This is a genomic window from Bradyrhizobium sp. CCBAU 45389 (assembly GCF_028128625.1).
GTDB classification, from domain to species: domain Bacteria; phylum Pseudomonadota; class Alphaproteobacteria; order Rhizobiales; family Xanthobacteraceae; genus Bradyrhizobium; species Bradyrhizobium liaoningense_B.
On sequence record NZ_LBIY01000094.1, the window covers coordinates 257,514 to 276,375 of the forward strand.

At 66.2% G+C, this 18,862-nt stretch carries 17 protein-coding genes; 8 read left to right on the plus strand and 9 right to left on the minus strand.

From position 1 onward, the window contains the following. Nucleotides 1–4 precede the first annotated feature (4 nt). Nucleotides 5–730 (plus strand): sulfite exporter TauE/SafE family protein, encoded by a 726-nt coding sequence (locus XH79_RS26615; protein ID WP_271583500.1) that lies wholly within the window; start codon nt 5–7, stop codon nt 728–730. Between the two features lie 10 nt (nt 731–740). Here XH79_RS26615 and XH79_RS26620 read toward each other — a convergent pair whose 3' ends face one another. Next, complete coding sequence (locus XH79_RS26620; protein WP_271583501.1) at nt 741–2,804, minus strand: putative bifunctional diguanylate cyclase/phosphodiesterase; 2,064 nt, start codon at nt 2,802–2,804, stop codon at nt 741–743. Next, nucleotides 2,804–3,961: an ABC transporter substrate-binding protein gene (locus XH79_RS26625; protein WP_271583502.1), complete on the minus strand. Its 1,158-nt coding sequence runs from the start codon at nt 3,959–3,961 to the stop codon at nt 2,804–2,806. The genes XH79_RS26620 and XH79_RS26625 overlap by 1 nt, the downstream gene beginning before the upstream one ends. 206 nt (nt 3,962–4,167) lie before the next feature. On the opposite strand from XH79_RS26625, the gene radA reads away from it, so the two are divergent. The 7 genes from radA to XH79_RS26660 all read left to right on the plus strand — a co-directional run bounded on the left by radA (nt 4,168) and on the right by XH79_RS26660 (nt 11,547). Beyond that, nucleotides 4,168–5,616 (plus strand): DNA repair protein RadA, encoded by a 1,449-nt coding sequence (gene radA, locus XH79_RS26630; protein ID WP_212337322.1) that lies wholly within the window; start codon nt 4,168–4,170, stop codon nt 5,614–5,616. A gap of 166 nt (nt 5,617–5,782) precedes the next feature. Further along, a complete protein-coding gene (locus XH79_RS26635; RefSeq protein WP_212337324.1) occupies nt 5,783–6,412 on the plus strand; it encodes a CvpA family protein in 630 nt (209 codons plus the stop codon). 42 nt (nt 6,413–6,454) lie between these two features. Further along, nucleotides 6,455–7,960, plus strand: a complete 1,506-nt coding sequence (purF, locus tag XH79_RS26640; RefSeq protein WP_212337326.1) for an amidophosphoribosyltransferase — start codon at nt 6,455–6,457, stop codon at nt 7,958–7,960. 15 nt (nt 7,961–7,975) lie between these two features. Beyond that, the gene (locus XH79_RS26645; RefSeq protein WP_212337327.1) at nt 7,976–8,119 is read left to right on the plus strand and encodes a hypothetical protein; all 144 of its coding nucleotides are present in this window, start codon (nt 7,976–7,978) and stop codon (nt 8,117–8,119) included. Between the two features lie 67 nt (nt 8,120–8,186). Then, nucleotides 8,187–8,927, plus strand: a complete 741-nt coding sequence (locus XH79_RS26650; RefSeq protein ID WP_271583503.1) for an SDR family NAD(P)-dependent oxidoreductase — start codon at nt 8,187–8,189, stop codon at nt 8,925–8,927. A gap of 80 nt (nt 8,928–9,007) precedes the next feature. Next, complete coding sequence (locus XH79_RS26655) at nt 9,008–10,156, plus strand: hypothetical protein (protein ID WP_271583504.1); 1,149 nt, start codon at nt 9,008–9,010, stop codon at nt 10,154–10,156. A gap of 167 nt (nt 10,157–10,323) precedes the next feature. Beyond that, the gene (locus XH79_RS26660) at nt 10,324–11,547 is read left to right on the plus strand and encodes an ABC transporter substrate-binding protein (protein ID WP_212337331.1); all 1,224 of its coding nucleotides are present in this window, start codon (nt 10,324–10,326) and stop codon (nt 11,545–11,547) included. A gap of 290 nt (nt 11,548–11,837) precedes the next feature. Here the strand turns inward: XH79_RS26660 and XH79_RS26665 are convergent, their stop codons facing one another. The 7 genes from XH79_RS26665 to XH79_RS26695 all read right to left on the minus strand — a co-directional run bounded on the left by XH79_RS26665 (nt 11,838) and on the right by XH79_RS26695 (nt 18,837). Further along, nucleotides 11,838–13,094 carry a TCR/Tet family MFS transporter gene (locus tag XH79_RS26665; protein WP_212337333.1) on the minus strand — a complete coding sequence of 419 codons (1,257 nt, stop codon included), beginning with the start codon at nt 13,092–13,094 and terminating at the stop codon, nt 11,838–11,840. Further along, the gene (der, locus tag XH79_RS26670) at nt 13,091–14,473 is read right to left on the minus strand and encodes a ribosome biogenesis GTPase Der (RefSeq protein WP_212337335.1); all 1,383 of its coding nucleotides are present in this window, start codon (nt 14,471–14,473) and stop codon (nt 13,091–13,093) included. The genes XH79_RS26665 and der overlap by 4 nt, the downstream gene beginning before the upstream one ends. 50 nt (nt 14,474–14,523) lie before the next feature. Continuing rightward, nucleotides 14,524–15,072 (minus strand): hypothetical protein, encoded by a 549-nt coding sequence (locus XH79_RS26675; protein WP_271583505.1) that lies wholly within the window; start codon nt 15,070–15,072, stop codon nt 14,524–14,526. A gap of 43 nt (nt 15,073–15,115) precedes the next feature. Continuing rightward, nucleotides 15,116–15,769: a tetratricopeptide repeat protein gene (locus XH79_RS26680; protein ID WP_212337338.1), complete on the minus strand. Its 654-nt coding sequence runs from the start codon at nt 15,767–15,769 to the stop codon at nt 15,116–15,118. A 169-nt stretch (nt 15,770–15,938) separates the two neighbouring features. Further along, complete coding sequence (locus XH79_RS26685) at nt 15,939–17,531, minus strand: class I adenylate-forming enzyme family protein (RefSeq protein ID WP_271583506.1); 1,593 nt, start codon at nt 17,529–17,531, stop codon at nt 15,939–15,941. Between the two features lie 73 nt (nt 17,532–17,604). After that, the gene (locus XH79_RS26690) at nt 17,605–18,189 is read right to left on the minus strand and encodes an NnrU family protein (protein WP_212337342.1); all 585 of its coding nucleotides are present in this window, start codon (nt 18,187–18,189) and stop codon (nt 17,605–17,607) included. A 69-nt stretch (nt 18,190–18,258) separates the two neighbouring features. Then, a complete protein-coding gene (locus XH79_RS26695; RefSeq protein ID WP_271583507.1) occupies nt 18,259–18,837 on the minus strand; it encodes a hypothetical protein in 579 nt (192 codons plus the stop codon). Nucleotides 18,838–18,862: the final 25 nt, after the last annotated feature.

Genomic DNA, 18,862 nt, shown 5'->3' on the forward strand with positions numbered 1-18,862 from the left:
GCCCTTGGCCTTTCTCTTCGTCCTCACCGTCGGCCTCATCGCCGGCACCATTTCCGGCATCGTCGGCACCGGCTCGTCGATCATGCTGATGCCGGTGCTGGTCTATGCCTATGGGCCGAAGGAGGCCGTGCCGATCATGGCGGTCGCCTCCGTGATGGCGAATTTCTCGCGGATCCTGGCCTGGTGGCGCGAGGTCGACTGGCGGGCCTGCGCGGCCTATTCGGTCACCGGCATTCCGGCCGCCGCGCTCGGCGCGCGGACGCTGCTGGCCCTGCCCTCGCACGCCGTGGATCTCGCCATCGGCACCTTCCTGATCGTGATGGTGCCGGTGCGGCACTGGCTGGCGCGGCATGACCTCAAGGCCAATCTCTGGCATCTCGCGATCGGCGGCGCGGTCATCGGCTATCTCACCGGCATCGTGGTCTCGACCGGCCCGCTCAGCGTGCCGCTGTTCCTGTTCTACGGCCTCTCCAAGGGCGCCTTCCTCGCCACCGAGGCCGCCTCCTCGCTCGGGCTCTATTTCGCAAAGTCCGTGACCTTCGAGCGTTTCGGCGCGCTCACGGGCGACGTCTTCGTCAAAGGCCTGATCGCGGGGGCCTCGCTGATGTCCGGCGCCTTCATCGCAAAGCGCTTCGTGCTGCACCTGAAGCCGGACGTGTTCCGCCTCTTGATGGACGCGATCATGATCGCGGCCGGGCTTTCAATGCTCTGGAACGCGGCGCAGACGTAACGAACGGCACTCAGGCAGCGAACTCGGGCGCGATCGACGGGCTGTCGACATGGGCGCGGCCTACGCCGCCCCGCCCCGCGAGCCATTGCAGCACGGCCGCGAGCGGCTGCGGCCGGTGGTAGAGATAGCCCTGCCCGAGCGTCACGCCCATCTCGCGCATGGCCGCGGCCTGCTCGGCCCGCTCGATGCCTTCGGCAACCAGGGTCAGTCCCAGCGTGCCCGCAAGCGAGGCAATGACGCCGACGATCGCCTTGTCTTCGGCGCTATCGGGAATCTCGCTGATGAACGCCTTGTCGATCTTGACCTTGTCGAGCGGAAAGCGCCTGAGATGAGCGAGCGAAGAGTAGCCGGTGCCGAAATCATCGAGCGCGATCGTGGCCCCGAGCCGCCGCAGGCGATGCAACGTCTCGGAGGCGCTGGCGATATTGTTGATCAGCGAGCCCTCGGTGATCTCGAGCTCGAGCATCGATGCCGCGACATCGAAACGCGCACAGGTCGCGCGCAGCTCGGCGGCGAGCGAATGGTCGGCAAGCTCGGACGGCGGCAGATTGATCGCGATCCTGATATCCGGCCTGCCGGCGGCGGCCAGACGCTGCAATGCGCGGCAGGCGTCGGTCAGCACATAGCGAGTCAGGCGGGCATTGTTGCCGCTGCGCTCGATCAGCGGCAGGAATTCGCCGGGGCCGATCACGCCATGGTCGGGATGACGCCAGCGAATGAGCGCCTCGAGGCCGACGACGGCCGCGCTGTCGAGGTCGACCTGGCCCTGATACCAGACCTCGAACTGTCCCTCGGCAAACCCTGCGGGAATGGCAAGCTCGAGCTCCCTGCGGCGGCGGTAGTCGCGCTGCAGCGCTTCGTCCAGCACCGCGACGGTGCCGGGCGCCTTGCTCTTGGCATGGTAGAGCGCGATGTCGGCGAGCGCCGGCAGATGCGACAATTCGGGATCGCCGGCGCGACGGACGGCAAGCCCGATGCTGGCGCGCGGCACCACCTGCTTGTCGTGCAGCCGGATCGGCTCCGAGATCGCATCCAGCAGCTGGCGTGCGAAGGCCTGCGCGGTCGCTTCGTTGCTGACCTCGGGGCGGATCACCACGAATTCGTCGCCGCCGAGCCGCGAGACCCAATCCTGCGGCTCCACCGCCTCGCGAAGACGCTCGGAGATGTGGACCAGGAACCTGTCGCCGGCATCGTGGCCGAAGGTGTCGTTGATGCCCTTGAAGTCGTCGAGGTCGATGAAACAAAAGGCGATCAGCGAGTCCGGCGAGCCGGCATCGCCGCTCAAGGTCACCAGGCGCTCGGACAGCGAGCGCCGGTTGGGCAGGCCCGTGAGCGGGTCGTGCGAGGCCATGTGCCCGAGCCGATCGAGCGCGCCCGACGTCGTGTGCTGCATGGCGTTGAAGGCCTGCGCGAGCTGGCCGAATTCGTTCGACGACCTGATATCGGCCGGATAGGCGCGGCCATCCTGCTTGCTGCGCTGGATCGCCGACATGATCGCGGCGAGCGGCTTGCCGATGAAGATATTGGCCGAGATGCGCATCGCCACCATGGTGGCGAGCGTTGCGAGCAGGCCGACGACGAGAAGCAACATCAGCCGACTGCCGGTGTCGGCATACACGGTCCCATAGGAATAGGCGATCGCGATGCGTCCGGCCTGCACGGCGATGTTGCCGTTACTGTACTTGATCGGGCGCGAGATTTCCGCGACCTGGTCCGCGGGGCGCGCCACCACGCGGGCAATCGCAACGCCGGTGTCGTCATAGACGGCCGCCGCCGCGATGGTCTCGTCGTGCATGATCTCGTTGAGCACGCCCGTGACCTGGTCGTAACGCATCTTCCAGAGCGGCTCGGCGATCAGCTCGGCGCGGCTCTCGGCGGTGCGGGCAATGCGGGCGTCGAGCTGCCGTATCTGGGACCAGAAGTTGGTAGCCTCGACGCCGGTGGAGGCGAGCAATTGCACCAGCAGCAGGACCGGCACGGTGGCCCAGATCATCGCGCGGACCACCGAGCGCAAGCGCCGTGGCGCACCTTGCGCGTTGCGATCCGGATCGGTCATCGCCTCATCCTCGCGCATCAGTCGCCGGCGCCGTCCGGAAGCGCCAGGGACGAGATGAGCGCATCGAGGGAAAAGTCATACTGGCCGCAATGTCCTGCCTTCGCCCTGAACCGCGAGAAATCGATCCGGTCGAAGGCGCGCGTCTTGATGAGGTCGCCGACCGAGCCGAGATTGTCGCGTGTGATCGCGGAGGTCTTGACCTCGACCCGGGGCGAAAGGTCGGCGAAATCGCAGCCATCGGCGTAGTCGCGGAGCAGAACGATCGACCAGCCGCCGAGCAGGAAGTGCCCGCCGTCGCTCAACAGCAGACGGCCGGCCTTGATCTCGCGCAGCGCCTCCTCCGACCAGTTGAGGCCGACCACCTCGATGTTGCGGCCGGGCACGAGGCCGGCCGCGCTGATCGCGCGGAGCGCGCCGAGCGCCATCGGATCGTTTCCGGCCCAGATGCCGGCGGGCCGGATCTCCTTGCGCGCAGCCCAGCCCAGATAATTCGCCGTGACCTGCTCGGCCTCGGACTGCGTCCAATTGGCAAACAGCATCCGGTCCACCACCACGTCGGGCGCGGCGTCCGCGGCAAGCTTGAGACCGGCGTTGCGGGCGATCGAGGCCGGCGTGATCTCGTCGCCGCCGATGCCGAGAATGTGAATCTTGCCGTCCGGGCTCTGCCATTTCTCGGCGCGCGCCGTGCTGATCAGCGCGTTCGCCATCCGCGCACCCGCGGTTTGAAGATCGGTCGTTATGTCGCCGAGCCAGGTCTTGAGCTTCTGGCGCGGCGGCCCGAGGCGCACTGCGTCCTCGCCGATCAGCGTGTTCGAGAGCAGCAGCGTCCTGACCCCGGCGGCCTCGGCCGCCTCCAGGATCGGAACGGCGGCGGATTCCTCGTTCGAGAGGATGAGGAAGTCGGGCTTGTCGGCACGCGCGACCACGCCGAGCCCGAGTTCCTGCATGGTGCGGTAATTGCGCTCGCTGGTCAGCACCTCGACTTGCGCATCGAGCTTGCGGCCGGCGGCCCGCATGGTCTGGGCGACCATGTCCCAGTAGACTTCACCGGTCTTGCCGGGGCTCACGAAGACGATGTTCAGGGACTTGGCATCAGCCGCCGCGATATGGCCGGCCGACGCCAGGACGCCGCAGGCCATGCCCACGGCGAGCACTATCCGCAAAAATATCGTCATTGATGGCGCCATCCCGTATCGGTTCCGAACCTGGACCTGGGTCCGCTAACATTTGGCAAAGTCCGGCGCGGCGCGGCTTCCTAGAGCTAACAAAGGGTGTATCGGTTGCGATGAATTGCGGTATTGGGCGCCGGGTGAGCAGCCTCAAGGCCCGCCATTCCGTGCTATCAGCAGACCCCTGAAACCTCCGACTCAACCGTCCCCCGATGGCCAAGAACACGCTTTCCTTCGTCTGCCAGAACTGCGGCGCGGCCTATAACCGCTGGCAGGGCAAGTGCGAGTCCTGCGGCGAGTGGAATACGCTCGCCGAAGAAGACACCAGCGGCAGCGTGCCGGTCTCGATCCGCTCCAAGCGCAAGGGCCGGACGTTTGCGCTGGAGAGCCTTGCCGGAAAGAGCCCGGATGCGCCGCGCCTGTCCTCAGGGATGACTGAGCTCGACCGCGTCACCGGCGGCGGTTTTGTCCGCGGCTCCGTTTTGCTCGTCGGCGGCGATCCCGGCATCGGCAAATCGACATTGCTGACGCAGGCAACCAGCATGATGGCGCGCGCGGGCCATCGCATCGTCTACATCTCCGGCGAAGAGGCGGTGGCGCAGGTGCGGCTGCGTGCCGAGCGGCTCGGGCTTTCGGATGCGCCGGTGCAGCTCGCCGCCGAGACCTCGGTCGAGGACATCGTCTCGACGCTGTCGGAAGGCGCGGTGCCCCGGCTGATCGTGATCGACTCGATCCAGACCATGTGGACCGACACGGTGGAATCCGCGCCCGGCACGGTGACCCAGGTACGCGCCTCGGCGCAGGCCCTGATCCGCTTTGCGAAGAAAACCGGCGCGGCCATCATCCTGGTCGGCCATGTCACCAAGGACGGCCAGATCGCAGGCCCCCGCGTGGTCGAGCACATGGTCGATGCGGTGCTGTCGTTCGAGGGCGAAGGCTCGCAGCAATTCCGCATCCTCCGCGCCGTCAAGAACCGCTTCGGCCCGACCGACGAGATCGGCGTGTTCGAGATGACGGGCTTGGGCTTGCGCGAAGTCACCAACCCGTCCGAGCTGTTCCTGTCCGAGCGCGATCTCGGCACGCCCGGGACCGCAGTCTTCGCGGGCATCGAGGGCACGCGGCCCGTCCTGGTCGAATTGCAGGCACTGGTCGCCCCGACCTCGCTCGGCACCCCGCGCCGCGCCGTGGTCGGCTGGGATCAGAGCCGGCTCTCGATGGTGCTGGCGGTGCTGGAGGCCCATTGCGGGGTCAAGCTGTCCGGCCATGACGTCTATCTGAACGTCGCGGGCGGCCTGCGTATCCACGAGCCAGCGGCCGATATGGCCGCTGCGGCCGCGCTGGTTTCGTCCCTGGTTAATGCGCAGTTACCCACCGATGCGGTCTATTTCGGTGAGATTTCGCTCTCCGGCGTCATCCGCCCGGTGGCGCAGACCCCCGCCCGGCTCAAGGAAGCGGTCAAGCTCGGCTTCAAACGCGCTGTGCTGCCCGAATCGGCCCGTGGCGGCGATGCTGGCGGCGACGCCGGACTGTCCCTGAACGCGGTCAACAGCCTGACCACATTGGTGGCCGAGATCGCAGCCAAGGGCTCCCGCCGGGGCGAATCCGGCGGATCCGCAGAGAAAAATGCCACACCGGCAAGATTCCGCCGTGGAGAGGGGTAGCCGGAGGTGACGTCGGAGGCCCCCGCCGCTATACAGCCGTCACAAAAGCAGCATGGGATTGCGTGGTTGCGGCCTTGCCGGGAACGCCGTCTGCCCCTCTTTTAGGGCGGCGGCCAAACACCGATTCGCTGAGCACCTTTGAAGTACGAGCGGACCAGACCAGCCGATGCCAGTAACACTCCTCGACCTGATCCTGCTCGGTGTGATGCTGATCTCGGGCCTGCTCGCGATGGTCCGCGGCTTCATGCGCGAAATCCTGTCGATCGCGGCCTGGGGCGCCGCCGCGATTGTGACCCTGTACTCGTTCTCGAAGCTGCTGCCGACCGCAAAGACCTATTTCAACAACGACACGGTGGCGAGCGTCGTCGTGGTGGCCGGCGTGTTCGTCGGTACCCTCGTCGTGGTGTCCGTGATCACGGTCCGGATCTCCGACATGATCCTGGATTCGCGTATCGGCGCGCTGGATCGCACCCTCGGCTTCCTGTTTGGCCTCGCTCGCGGGCTTTTGATCGTCGTGGTCGCCTTCCTGTTCTTCACCTGGCTGGTGCCGGACAAGCAGCGCCCGGACTGGGTCACGGGGGCGAAATCCCGTGTCGTGCTCCAGGGAACCGGGGATTGGCTGATGGCCCTCTTGCCTGACGACCCCGAGAACACCATCTTGAAGAGATTCAAGAAAAACAAACCAGATGATGATCAAGCTGATTCCGAGCAGCAGCCTTCGGGCAGTGGCGACGGATACAGTAAATCTGCTCGTGACGGCATGAAGAAGCTGATCGAGAAGCCCGCGGTGCGTTGATAGAGCCCAAGGTTGACTGAACAACAGAGAGGCACGGACGAGATGCGACACCCTGACCAGGACGCCCAACGTGATCTCGGCTCAGCCGCGGTTGAGCTTCAGGACGATCTGGAAGGGGATACGCTGCGCGAGGAGTGCGGCGTCTTCGGCATCTACGGTCACCCCGACGCGGCCGCCATCACGGCGCTGGGCCTCCACGCCCTGCAGCACCGCGGCCAGGAAGCGGCCGGCATCGTCTCCTACGACGGCAGCCGCTTTCACTCGGAACGCCGCCTCGGCCTCGTCGGCGATACCTTCTCCCGCCGCGAGGTGATCGACCGCCTGCCCGGCAATGTCGCGGTCGGCCATGTCCGCTACTCCACCACCGGCGCCACCATCCTGCGCAACGTGCAGCCGCTGTTCGCCGAGCTCAACGCCGGCGGCCTTGCGGTCGCCCATAACGGCAACCTCACCAACGGCCTGACCCTGCGCCGCGAGCTCGTGAAGCACGGCGCGATGATGCAGTCGACCACCGACACCGAGGTGATCCTGCACCTCGTTGCGCGCTCCAAGCGCGCCCGCTTCATCGAACGCTATATCGACGCGCTGCGCGAGATCGAGGGCGCCTATGCGCTGGTCTCGCTCACCAACAAGAAGCTGGTCGGCGCGCGCGACCCGCGCGGCATCCGCCCGCTCGTGCTCGGCGAGCTCGACGGCTGCCCGATCCTGACCTCGGAAACCTGCGCGCTCGACATCATCGGCGCGCGCTTCGTGCGCGACATCGAGCCCGGCGAAGTCATCGTGTTCGACGAGAACGGCCAGGACATCCACAAGCCGTTCCCGCCGATGGCGCCGCGCCCCTGCATCTTCGAATACATCTACTTCTCCCGGCCGGATTCCATCGTCCACGGCCGTTCGGTCTACGAGGTGCGCAAGGCCTTCGGTGCGCAGCTCGCGCGCGAGAGCCACGTGCCGATCGACGTCGTCGTGCCGGTGCCGGATTCCGGCGTGCCGGCTGCGGTCGGCTACAGCCAGTATTCCGGCGTGCCGTTCGAGCTCGGCATCATCCGCAATCACTATGTCGGCCGCACCTTCATCCAGCCGACCCAGGCGATCCGCGAATCCGGCGTGCGCATGAAGCACTCGGCCAACCGCGCCGCGATCGAAGGCAAGCGCATCATCCTGATCGACGACTCCTTGGTGCGCGGCACCACCTCGAAGAAGATCGTGCGCATGATGCGCGATGCCGGCGCGAAGGAAGTCCACTTCCGCCTCGCCTCGCCCCCGATCCTCTATCCCGATTATTACGGCATCGACCTGCCCGACCGCGGCGGCCTCCTGGCCGCGACGCATTCGCTGGAGGAGATGCGCGAGATCATCGGCGCCGACTCGCTCGCCTTCCTGTCGATCGACGGCATGTACCGCGCCATGGGCGAGCCCGGCCGCGACCCCGCCAATCCGAAGTTCTCGGACCACTGCTTCACCGGGGCGTACCCGACCCACCTCACCGACCAGACCCAGACCGAGCCGCAGCCGCGGCAGCTGTCACTGCTGGCGGAAGCGAGCTGACGCGAGGGTGCGCCGATGCAGCTGACCATCGCCATTCTCTGCGGAGTGGTGTTGGTCGGCTTTATTGTCTTCGCCTTCAGGCAAGGCATGAAGGTAACCCCCGACGGCTCGGGAAACGGAACCAACAGCGACAATATCCAGTCGGGCGGCGGCAGCTAAGGCGCGCAGAGCAAAATTCCGTCATGGCCGGGCTTGTCCCGGCCGTCCACGCCTGTAAAACTCCGCCATGACAAAGCCCCTCGCCGACCGCATCGCTCTCGTCACCGGCGCCTCGCGCGGCATCGGTTTCGCCACCGCAAAGGCGCTGGCCAAGGCCGGTGCGCATATTGTGGCCACCGCGCGCACGCAAGGCGGGCTGGAAGAGCTCGACGACGAGATCCGCAAAGAGGGCGGCAACGCCACGCTTGTGCCGCTCAATCTCACCGATTCCGACGGCATCGCGCGGCTGGGCGCCGGCCTGCACGAGCGCTATGGCAAGCTCGACATCATCGTCGGCAATGCCGGCGTGCTCGGCCCCTCCTCGCCGATCGGCCATATCGAGCTGAAGGCCTTCAACGACGTCATGGCCGTCAACGTCTCCGCGAACTTCCAGCTGATCCGCTGCATGGAGCCGCTGCTGAAGCAGTCCGATGCCGGGCGCGCCGTGTTCATCACCTCGGGCGCCGCCAACAAGGCGACCGCCTATGTCAGCCCCTACGCCGCCTCCAAGGCAGCGCTGGAAACGCTGGCGCGCGCCTGGGCGCAGGAGACCGCGAACACGGCTCTGCGCGTCAACCTGTTCAACCCGGGGCCGATCCGCACCCGCATGCGCGCCACGCTGATGCCGGGCGAAGACCCTGAGACGCTGGACACGCCCGAGCAGGTCGCCGAGTTCATCGTGCCGCTGTGCGCGCCAGACTGGACCGAGACCGGCAAGTTCTACGACTACAAGACCCGGACCCTGATGGGCTTCCGCTCGCCGGCCTGATTGACTCGAACACCTCCCCGCGATTGACTGCCTGCGCTTAAGCGGCAGCAAGCCGCAAGCCAACAAAAAGGGAGGTTGCCATGGCGCCATGGCATGATCGCGCAGGTTTTTCGCGTGCGCTCGCGAATGTCTCTCACGCCTTTTCCATCCTGATCGCAGCCATCGCGTTCATGCTTCCTGGCACCGCGACTGCAGGTGACGTGCCGACCTTCGCGGTCGAGCCCTCCTGGCCAAAGCCGCTGCCGAACAACTGGATTCTCGGCCAGGTCGGCGGCATCACCGTCGACTGGCAGGGCCACATCTGGGTGATCCACCGCCCGCGCTCGCTCACCGATGACGAAAAGGGTGCGAGCCTCAACCCGCCGCGTTCGAAATGCTGCGTGTCGGCGCCGCCCGTCCTCGAATTCGACAGCGACGGCAATCTGCTGCGCTCATGGGGCGGTCCGGGCGAAGGCTATGAATGGGTCGGCCGCGAGCACGGCATCGAGGTCGACGAGCGCGGCTTCGTCTGGATCGGCGGCAACGCCGACAACGACAACGCGATTTTGAAGTTCACGCTCGACGGCAAGTTCGTCGCCCAGATCGGCAAGATCGCGCCGAGCCTCGGCAGCAACGACACGACGCAGCTCGGCAAGCCCGCGGAGACCGCGATCGACAAGGAGGCAAACGAGATCTACGTCGCCGACGGCTATGGCAACCGCCGCGTCATCGTGTTCGACGCGACCACGCTCGCCTACAAGCGGCACTGGGGCGCCTACGGCAACAAGCCCAGCGACGACAAGCAGGGTCCCTACGATCCCAAGGCCCCGGTCGCGCAGCAATTCGGCAACCCCGTCCACTGCGTCAAGCTCGCCAATGACGGCCTCGTCTATGTCTGCGATCGCATCAACAACCGTATCCAGGTGTTCAGGAAGGACGGCACCTTCGTGAAGGAGTTCTTCTTCGAGAAGAACACGCTCGGCAACGGCGCGGTATGGGACATCGCGATCTGGCCCGATCCGAAGCAGACCTGGCTGCTCAGCGCCGACGGCGAGAACAACGAGATCAGGGTCATCAAGCGCGACGACGGCAGCGTCGTCGGCAGCTTCGGGCACAGCGGCCGCAACGCCGGCCAGTTCCACTGGGTGCATGCCATGGCGATCGACGCCAAGGGTAACGTCTATACCGCCGAGGTCGATACCGGAAAACGCATCCAGAAATTCAAGCTGACATCGGACGCGCTGAAATAGCGTCTCAACGCATTTTGCCCAAAAGTTAACCGACGGATGACGCTACGACGCAGCGTCATCCGCATTTAGGTGCATTGCGGGCGGCCGTGGGACACGGTAGAGCCATCGACAGGAACAAGGCTCCGCAAGAGAGCCATCCGAATATTTGACAATGGAGGAGACCTTTTATGACGACGCTCGCGCGCCGCACTGCGGCTTTTCTGGCATGTGCCACCTTCGGTTTTGCAACATCCGCCTACGCGCAGGACAAGACCGTCAAGATCGGCGTGCTCAACGACATGTCGAGCCTCTACGCCGACATCGGCGGCCCCAACTCGGTCGCGGCGGTGAAAATGGCGGTCGAGGATTCCGGCCTGAAGGCCAAGGGCTGGACCATCGAGGTCCTCTCCGGCGACCACCAGAACAAGCCCGACATCGGCGTCAACATCGCCCGGCAATGGATCGACAACGACAAGGTCGACGTCATCTCGGACACGCCGAGCTCCGGCGTGGCGCTCGCGGTCAACAACCTCGTCAAGGAAAAGAACTCGGTGCTGCTCAATTCGGGCGCGGCCACCGCTGATCTCACCGGCAAGGCCTGCACGCCGAACACCATCTCCTACACCTACGACACCTACATGCTCGCCAACGGCACCGGGAAGGCGCTGACCAAGGCCGGCGGCGACAGCTGGTTCTTCCTGACCGCCGACTATGCCTTCGGTCACGCCCTCGAGCGCGACACCTCGGCAGTCGTCACCGCCAATGGCGGCAAGGTGCTCGGCGGCGTCAAGCATCCACTCAACAGCTCCGATTTTTCGTCGTTCCTGCTCCAGGCGCAATCGTCCAAGGCCAAGGTGATCGGGCTTGCCAATGCCGGCGGTGATACCACCAACGCGATCAAGCAGGCCTCCGAGTTCGGCATCGTCCAGGGCGGCCAGAAGCTCGCGGCGCTGCTGCTCTTCATCACCGACGTGCATTCGCTCGGCCTGAAGACCGCGCAGGGCCTGACCTTCACCGAATCCTTCTATTGGGATCTCAACGACAAGACCCGTGAATGGTCGAAGCGTTTCCAGAAGGTGTCGCCGAAGAACGCCATGCCGTCGATGACCGTGGCAGGCCTCTACGCCGGCGTGCTGCATTATCTCAAGGCGATGGAAGCGATCGGCAGCAATCCGCATGACGGCGCCAAGGTCGTCGCCAAGATGAAGGAGCTGCCGACCGACGATCCGCTGTTCGGCAAGGGCCCGCTCCGCGCCGACGGCCGCCGTCTCATCCCGGCCTATCTCTTCGAAGTGAAGAAGCCGGAGGAGTCGAAGGGACCGTGGGACTATTACAAGCTGGTCGCGACCATCGCGCCGGAAGACGCGGCCAAGCCGCTCGAGGCGAGCGACTGCCCGCTGGTGAAGAAGTAGGAAGTCGTAGGGTGGGTTAGCACGCGGCTGCGCGAAGCGCAGTCCGCTGGCGTAACCCACCACTTCTGTCTCTGCGGAAATGAAAGAGGTGGGTTACGCCTCGCGGTTTGCGCTTCGCGCGACCCGCGAGGCTAACCCACCCTACGATTTGGCGGCGCGGCAAACACTGCCGTAGGGTGGGCAAAGCGACTTGTCCGCCGTAGCTCGAAGAGCGAAGGCGGAAGCGTGCCCACCACGTCTTGGCATCATGGACAGATCGTGGGCACGGCGCTTGCGCGCCTTTGCCCACCCTACGAGACCGCCTTCGTTGCAGCGAGCGCCCGCACCGCGATCGCCACGCAGATCACCATCAGCACCGCCGCGAGCAGGAACGGCGCGCCGGGCAGATGCAGCGGCGCGCCGGCGCCGATGAAATAGGAAAATGTCAGCGTGAACAGGAACGGGCCGACGAGCTGCGACACGCTCTGCACGCTGGCGGTTGCGCCCTGCAGCTGGCCCTGCTGATCGGGCGCGACCAGCCGCGTCATCAGCGATTGCATGGCGGCGCCCGAGATGCCCCACAGCGACATCACGGGAATGCCGATCCAGAACAGCGGCCCGGTCGGCGCAGCCCCGAAGATCACGAAACCGATCGCGCCACAGCACAGGCCGAGCAACAGGGCCTTTCGCTCGCCGAGCACGCGCACGATCGGGCCGATGGCGAGCCCCTGCACCACCATGGCGCAAATGCCGACCATCGCCAGCGTCAGTCCCACCGTCTTGGAATCCCAGCCGTAGCGATAGGTCGCATAGAGCACGAAGGTCGAGGGCAGCACGACATGCGCGACCTGCGCGATGAAATTGACGATCGACAGCCCGGCCAGGACCGCGTTGCTGCGGAGCAGACGCAGCGCGCCGACCGGATTGGCGCTCGTCCAGCGGAACGGCGCGCGTCTTTCCGGCGCCAGCGATTCCGGCAGCACGAGCAAGCCATAGAGCGCATTGGCAAAGCTTAGGCACGCCGCGGCCCAGAACGGCAGGCGCGGATCGATGTCGCCGAGCAGGCCGCCCAGCGCCGGGCCCAGGATGAAGCCGGCGCCGAAGGCCGCGCCAATCCTGCCGAACACCGCCGCGCGGCGCTCCGGCGGCGTGATGTCGGAGATATAGGCAAAGGCGGTCGAGATGCTGGCCGAGGTGATGCCCGAGATCACGCGGCCGATGAACAGCCAGGTCAAGGACGGCGCCAGCGCCATCAGCACGTAGTCGGCGGCGAGCCCGAAATTCGACGTCAGCACCACCGGACGCCGTCCGAAGCGATCCGACAGCGCACCCAACACCGGCGAGAACACGAACTGCATCAGCGCCCAGGCGGTGCCGAACACGCCGAAGATGCGCGCCGCATGCGCAGTGTCGTTGGCGACGAAGCCCTCGATCAGCTTTGGCAGGACCGGCATGATCACGCCGAGCGCGACCATGTCGAGCAGGATGGTGACGAAGATGAAGGCGACCGCGCCGCGCCGGACCGGCGCAGCGCCCTGCGCTGTCGCCTCGCCGGCGCCGTCGCTCACGACGGCCGCTTGCGCTTGTGCGCGAAGGGATTGGCCTTCTCGCGCAGGGTGATGCGCACCGGCGTGCCCGGCAGCTCGAAGGTCTCGCGCATGGAGTTGGTCAAATAGCGCAAATAGGACTGCGGCACCGCGTCCGCGCGCGAGCAGAACAGCACGAAGCTCGGCGGCCGCGCCTTGGTCTGCGTGATGTAGTTCAGCTTCAGCCTGCGGCCGGACACTGCGGGCGGCGGATTGGCCTGGATTGCCTGCTCGAACCAGCGATTGAGCGCCGCGGTCGGCACGCGCCTGTTCCAGATCGCGTAGGCGTCCTGGATTGCCTGCATCAGGCGATCGATGCCCTCGCCCATCAGGCCGGAGACGGCGACGATCGGCACGCCCTTGACCTGCGGCAGCCAGTGATCGGCATCGCGGCGCAGGCCCGAGATCGCGCCGCCGCCCTTGGTCTCCATCAGGTCCCATTTGTTGACCGCGAGCACGACCGCGCGGCCCTCGCGCTCGATCAGATCCGCAATCCGGAGGTCCTGTTCCTCGAAGCGGTTCTGCGTGTCCATCATCAGCACGACGACTTCGGCAAAGCGCACCGCGCGCAGTGCGTCGGCGACCGAGAGCTTTTCCAGCTTCTCCTCGATGCGCGAGCGCCGGCGCAGGCCGGCGGTGTCGAACACGCGGAAATCGCGGCCCTTCCAGTTGATCTCGACCGCGATGGAATCGCGCGTGGTGCCGGCCTCCGGGCTCGTGAGCAGACGTTCCTCGCCGAGCAGATGGTTGATCAGCGTCGACTTGCCGGCATTGGGCCGGCCGACGATGGCGACGCGGATCGGGCGCGTTGCGGCCTCCTCCTCGGAGAGCGGCTCGTCGTCCTCGACCTCATCGTCCTCGACAGGCTCCGGCATAAGCTGTGCGAGCGCATCGTACAGCTCGCCCATGCCCTCGCCGTGCTCGGCCGAGATCTGGATGGGATCGCCGAGACCGAGCGCGAAGGATTCCATCGCACCGGCATCGCCATGCTTGCCTTCGCTCTTATTGGCGACCAGCAGCACCGGCTTGTTGGCCTTGCGGGCGAAATCGGCGAAGGCGCGATCCGTGGGCGTGAGGCCGATGCGGGCATCGATCACGAAGAACAGCGCGTCGGCCTGCGCGATCGCGGTCTCGGTCTGCTCCTGCATGCGCGCGGTCAGCGAGCCCCTGGCGCCCTCGTCGAGGCCGGCGGTGTCGATGATGGTGAACTGGAGGTCGCCGAGCCTGGCCTCACCCTCGCGGCGGTCGCGGGTGACGCCGGGCAGGTCATCGACGAGCGCGAGCTTCTGCCCGACCAGGCGGTTGAACAGCGTCGACTTGCCGACATTGGGCCGGCCGATGATGGCGATCGTGAAGGACATCGGTCATACGTGCGCTGCCGGGGCTGCGCCTGTCAATGCAGGTGGAATTATTAGCGCGAGAAGCTGCCGCTCGGCAGCGGCGCCGGGAAGCCGCCCTGCGATTGCTGCTGCGTGGTCTGGGTCGGTTGCGCCTGCTGGACCGACTGATCCGGCGGCGGCGCGGTGGTGCGCCTGCGCACGATCTTCTGCTTGGGCGGGGGCGCAGCAGTGGGCGGCGCGGCCTCGGGCTGGGCCTCGCCATCGACCTCGCCGGCTGGCGCCTCAGCCGGCGCAGCCGCGGTGGCCGGCTGATGGGACTTCTTCGCCTTGGCACCCTTGGCCGGTTTGGCCGGCTCAGGCGGCGGCTCGGTGGGCAGAGCCGCGACGGCGGGCGCGTTCGGATCCGGCTGCTGCTGCGCGCCCTTGTACATCTCCCTCGGGACGCCCTGCTCGAGGCCGGGAACGCCCTCGGGGAAGACCGGCTTGCGATCGCCCGGCAGCTTCTTCTTGGTGTCGAGGAAGTCGAGCATGTCGCTTGGATCGAAGCTGGAGCAGCCGCCCAGGACGCCGGTGAAGGCGATCAGGACGGCGGCTGCGATCAAGCGTGGCGTACGGCGCATATCGTATCTCGTCAGGTCAGAGAGCCCGTCGGTCAGCTCTTGGTCAGCTTTTGGCGACGGGCGGCAACAGAGCCGCCAGCGCCTCGGCGCGGGAACGCAGGCCCGGCGGCGTCTCGCCGTCCTCGGCGATCGCGTCGAGCCATTTGCGGGTCGCGGTCATGTCGTTGTTGCGCCAGGCCGACAGCGCCAGCATCTCGCGCGCAGTATGGCGGAAGGTCGATTTGGGGGTGGCCGAGGCCTCCAGCCGCTGCTGGATGTCGGCGTAGGGGGCGCTGTCGACCAGGAGGCCCGCAGCGCGAATCCTGGCCAGATCCTGCCATTCGCCGCCGACACCGCGGTCGGCGGCAATGTCGTCATACAGCTTGGCGGCCGCCTTGGGATCGCGGCTGGCAGCCTCGGCCGCAGCGCGCAGCCGCGCCAGGGTGCGATAGCCGGAGGGAGCCTTGGCGGCGAGCTCGGTGAAGGCGGTCTCGGCCTCGGCGTGCTTGCCCTGCTCGGACAGCTCCACGGCCTTCTCGAAGACCGCGCCGGCCTCGGCGGCCTTCTTGGCCTCCAGATACTGGTAACCGCGCCAGCCGCCGACGGCGGCCACGACCAGCACCATCAGGGCAATGAAGTAGATCGAATACTTTTCCCACAGCTTCTTGAGCTGTTCACGACGTACTTCCTCGTCGACTTCGTCAAATAATTCAGACACTTATGCTAATCCCATGCCCATCCGGGTGCGCGCGCCAAAGCGTTCGCGTCAGGAATCCCGTCCCCCGTGTGGCGGCGAGGTACCCTAACGATATGGCGGTGGCAAGGCAAAGCGAGCCCGATCAAGGCGTTAACCACCCGGCAGAAGCCCGGAATGCCGCCTGCCCGGCTCAGGTTCCGAGGCGCTCCCGCAGCTGCCGCTTCAGCACCTTGCCATTGGCGTTGCGCGGCAGCGGCTCGGAGGTGATCGCCATGGTCTCGGGGACCTTGTAGTCGGACAGCCGCTCGGCGCACCAGACGCGCAAGTCGGCGTCGGCAACCGGTGCGCGCGTCACCACCACGGCGTGGACGCGCTCGCCCAGCACCGGGCAGGCCCTGGCGATGATCGCGCTCTCGATCACCGCGGGATGGCCCGCCAGCACGGATTCGACCTCGGCCGAATAGATCTTCAGCCCGCCGCGATTGATCATGTCCTTCTGCCGGTCGAACACGCGGACGAAGCCTTGCGCGTCGACCGAGCCGAGATCGCCCGAATGCCAGAAGCCGGCCGTGAAGCTCTCGGCGGTGGCTTTCGGATTATTCCAGTAGCCCTTGATGACGGAGGCGCTCTGGATCCAGAGCTCGCCGATTTCGCCAGCAGGCAGCTCGCGCCCGTCCGCATCCATCGCGACGATGCGCGCGCCGGGACACGGCAGGCCGACGCTGTCGATATGGCTTGCCGTCAATTCGCCCGGCATGATGGTCGAGGGCGACGTCGTCTCGGTCGCGCCGTAGCAGTTCATCAGCTTGAGGCCGGGAATCGTCGCCTTCAGCTTCTCGATGGTGGCGACCGGCATCGGCGCGCCGCCGAAGCCGCCGATGCGCCAGCTCGACAGATCATAGCTGTCGAAATCGGGCTGGAGCAGGCAGAGATTGTACATCGCCGGCACCATCACCGTGTAGGTGACGCGCTCGCGCGCGGCGAGCCTGAGATAATCGGCAGCCTTGAATTCCGGCATGATGATCAGCGCGCCGGCGCAGCGGATCATGGTGGTGATGTTGGCGACGACGCCGGTGACATGGCCGAGCGGCACGGCTGCGATGGAACGATCCGCTTGCGTCAATTGCAGGCAGGACACGAACACCATCGAGGAATGAACGATGTTGCAATGGGCGAGCATCGCGCCCTTCGGCTTGCCCGTCGTGCCCGAGGTGTAGAGGATCATCGCGGTGTCCTCTTCGCTCGTCTCGACCGGCACCGGCGCCGGCGGATTGTCGGCGAGCACCGCGAAGCGCGACAAATGCGGATCGTCGTCGACGGCGATGCGGTGGATCACATCGGGGACGTCAGGCGCCTCCGGCAGCCGCTCGGCGAGCGCCGCCTCATAGATCAGGATCTTCGCGCCGCAATCGGCGAGGACGTAGGCGATCTCCGGCTTCTGCTGGCGCGTGCTGAGCAGCACCGTGACGAGGCCCTCATGCGCGGCGGCAAACAGCAGCAGCGGAAATTCGACGCGGTTGCCGAGCAGGATCGCGACGCGATCGCCGCGCTGCAGGCCGAGCTTGCGCAAGCCCGCCGCGATCCGCGCGGCCTGCTCCACCGCCTGCCGCCAGCTCAGCCGGACATTGCCTGCGATCAGCGCTTCGCCGTCCGCATTGCGGGCGCGGGCGTCCGCGATCATCGCCCAGAGACTTGCCGGCCGATCGCAGAACGCCAAGACAACCCGATCGCCGAAGCGCGCCTCGTACCGCATCGGCGGAATCTGAGATTGCGACCAGTCCATCCAAATGCCCTCGGCTTGTTGCTCTTGTTATCTTCCGCGCACGGACGTGAGGGTCCTGTCTTGTGCCGATCGGCTAGACCCCCACGACGGGAACACCGATCACGACGGGATGGAAGGCAAACGCCAGCGCCAGATAGGCAACGACGCCGACTGCAACTGCGATCAGATCGTTGGTGACGCCGCCCACCGGAATCGGCGGGCCGCCGGCATCCTTGCGATGCTTCAGCGAAATGCGGTCATAGACCGCCCAGCCCAGGAACGAGCCGAACAGGATGATGGAGCCGAGATCGCCATTGGCGAGCAGATGCGCCGCCGCCCACAGCTTGATGCCGGCCAGCATCGGGTGCTTCAGCGTCGCATAGATGCGGCCGCGCAAGTACGAGGCCACCACCAGGATGACGGCGGGCAGCATCAGCGCCAGCGTGATGTGCTTCAGCGCCTTCGGCGGATACCAGACGTCGATCCAGCCGGAGCTGCGATAATGCGAAAAGCCCCAGATGATCAGCGCCAGGCCCGCGAGCGAGACCACCGAGTAGAGGAGCTTGTAGGTCCCCTCGCCCAGCCTTGCGATGGCCTCTGCGCGCGCCTCGCGTTTCGTGGTGAAAACATGGGCCGCGAAAAACAGCACGAGCCCCAGGATCATGACCAGCAGACCCATGACATCCTCCCCTCAAACAGCCCCCGCCCCTGAGGTATCATCGATTGGCTGCCGCTCGCAACTGATGCGCTACTGACCGATCTGCCGGTTATCGACATAGCGGATCGCGATCGGCCGCCCCGCCAACGCGCCGCCGAGACCGCTGGTGAATTTCAGCGGCAGGCAGGCTTTCAGCGATGAATTGATCGCGTTGAGATAGGTGGTTCGGATATCTGCCGGCACGCCCGCGGTCGCAAAGGTCAATCGCGGCGGCCCGATCAGGCCGCCCGCCTTGTTGAAGCTGAAGCGCACCGCCATCTGCATGCCCGCCCGCGCATTGTCCGACGGCGGCGACCAGCAGGTGCGCAACTCGGCGAAGAGGTCGCCGATCGTGTCGAGATCGTGATCCGGCTTCCGGTATTTGGCGCGATCGGCCTCGGACGGCACGCTCTCGATCGTCAGCTGGAGATTTTGCCCATAGGGGTAATCGATCTCGGGAATACAGGGGCCGGGCTCGAGCGGACTGCAATAGTACGGCGTGCAGGGCCGATAGTCGAGCACGCTGCACGGCTCGTGCGAAAACGGGATCGGATTGATCTGGCGCCGCTGCGCGTCGGCGGCGATCGTCGAGATCGTCAGCAGGAGGAAAACAAGGATGCCGCGCCACATGGAGTGAGCTCACAATGCCACGAGA

Bases quoted from the DNA above. Each gene is read 5' to 3' on its own strand.
- XH79_RS26655 (WP_271583504.1), top strand. From the start codon at position 9,008: ATGGCGCCATGGCATGATCGCGCAGGTTTTTCGCGTGCGCTCGCGAAT.
- der (WP_212337335.1), bottom strand. From the start codon at position 14,473: ATGTCCTTCACGATCGCCATCATCGGCCGGCCCAATGTCGGCAAGTCG.
- XH79_RS26625 (WP_271583502.1), bottom strand. From the start codon at position 3,961: ATGACGATATTTTTGCGGATAGTGCTCGCCGTGGGCATGGCCTGCGGC.
- XH79_RS26690 (WP_212337342.1), bottom strand. From the start codon at position 18,189: ATGGGTCTGCTGGTCATGATCCTGGGGCTCGTGCTGTTTTTCGCGGCC.
- XH79_RS26660 (WP_212337331.1), top strand. From the start codon at position 10,324: ATGACGACGCTCGCGCGCCGCACTGCGGCTTTTCTGGCATGTGCCACC.
- XH79_RS26685 (WP_271583506.1), bottom strand. From the start codon at position 17,531: ATGGACTGGTCGCAATCTCAGATTCCGCCGATGCGGTACGAGGCGCGC.
- XH79_RS26695 (WP_271583507.1), bottom strand. From the start codon at position 18,837: ATGTGGCGCGGCATCCTTGTTTTCCTCCTGCTGACGATCTCGACGATC.
- XH79_RS26645 (WP_212337327.1), top strand. From the start codon at position 7,976: ATGCAGCTGACCATCGCCATTCTCTGCGGAGTGGTGTTGGTCGGCTTT.
- radA (WP_212337322.1), top strand. From the start codon at position 4,168: ATGGCCAAGAACACGCTTTCCTTCGTCTGCCAGAACTGCGGCGCGGCC.
- purF (WP_212337326.1), top strand. From the start codon at position 6,455: ATGCGACACCCTGACCAGGACGCCCAACGTGATCTCGGCTCAGCCGCG.
- XH79_RS26675 (WP_271583505.1), bottom strand. From the start codon at position 15,072: ATGCGCCGTACGCCACGCTTGATCGCAGCCGCCGTCCTGATCGCCTTC.
- XH79_RS26635 (WP_212337324.1), top strand. From the start codon at position 5,783: ATGCCAGTAACACTCCTCGACCTGATCCTGCTCGGTGTGATGCTGATC.
- XH79_RS26650 (WP_271583503.1), top strand. From the start codon at position 8,187: ATGACAAAGCCCCTCGCCGACCGCATCGCTCTCGTCACCGGCGCCTCG.
- XH79_RS26620 (WP_271583501.1), bottom strand. From the start codon at position 2,804: ATGCGCGAGGATGAGGCGATGACCGATCCGGATCGCAACGCGCAAGGT.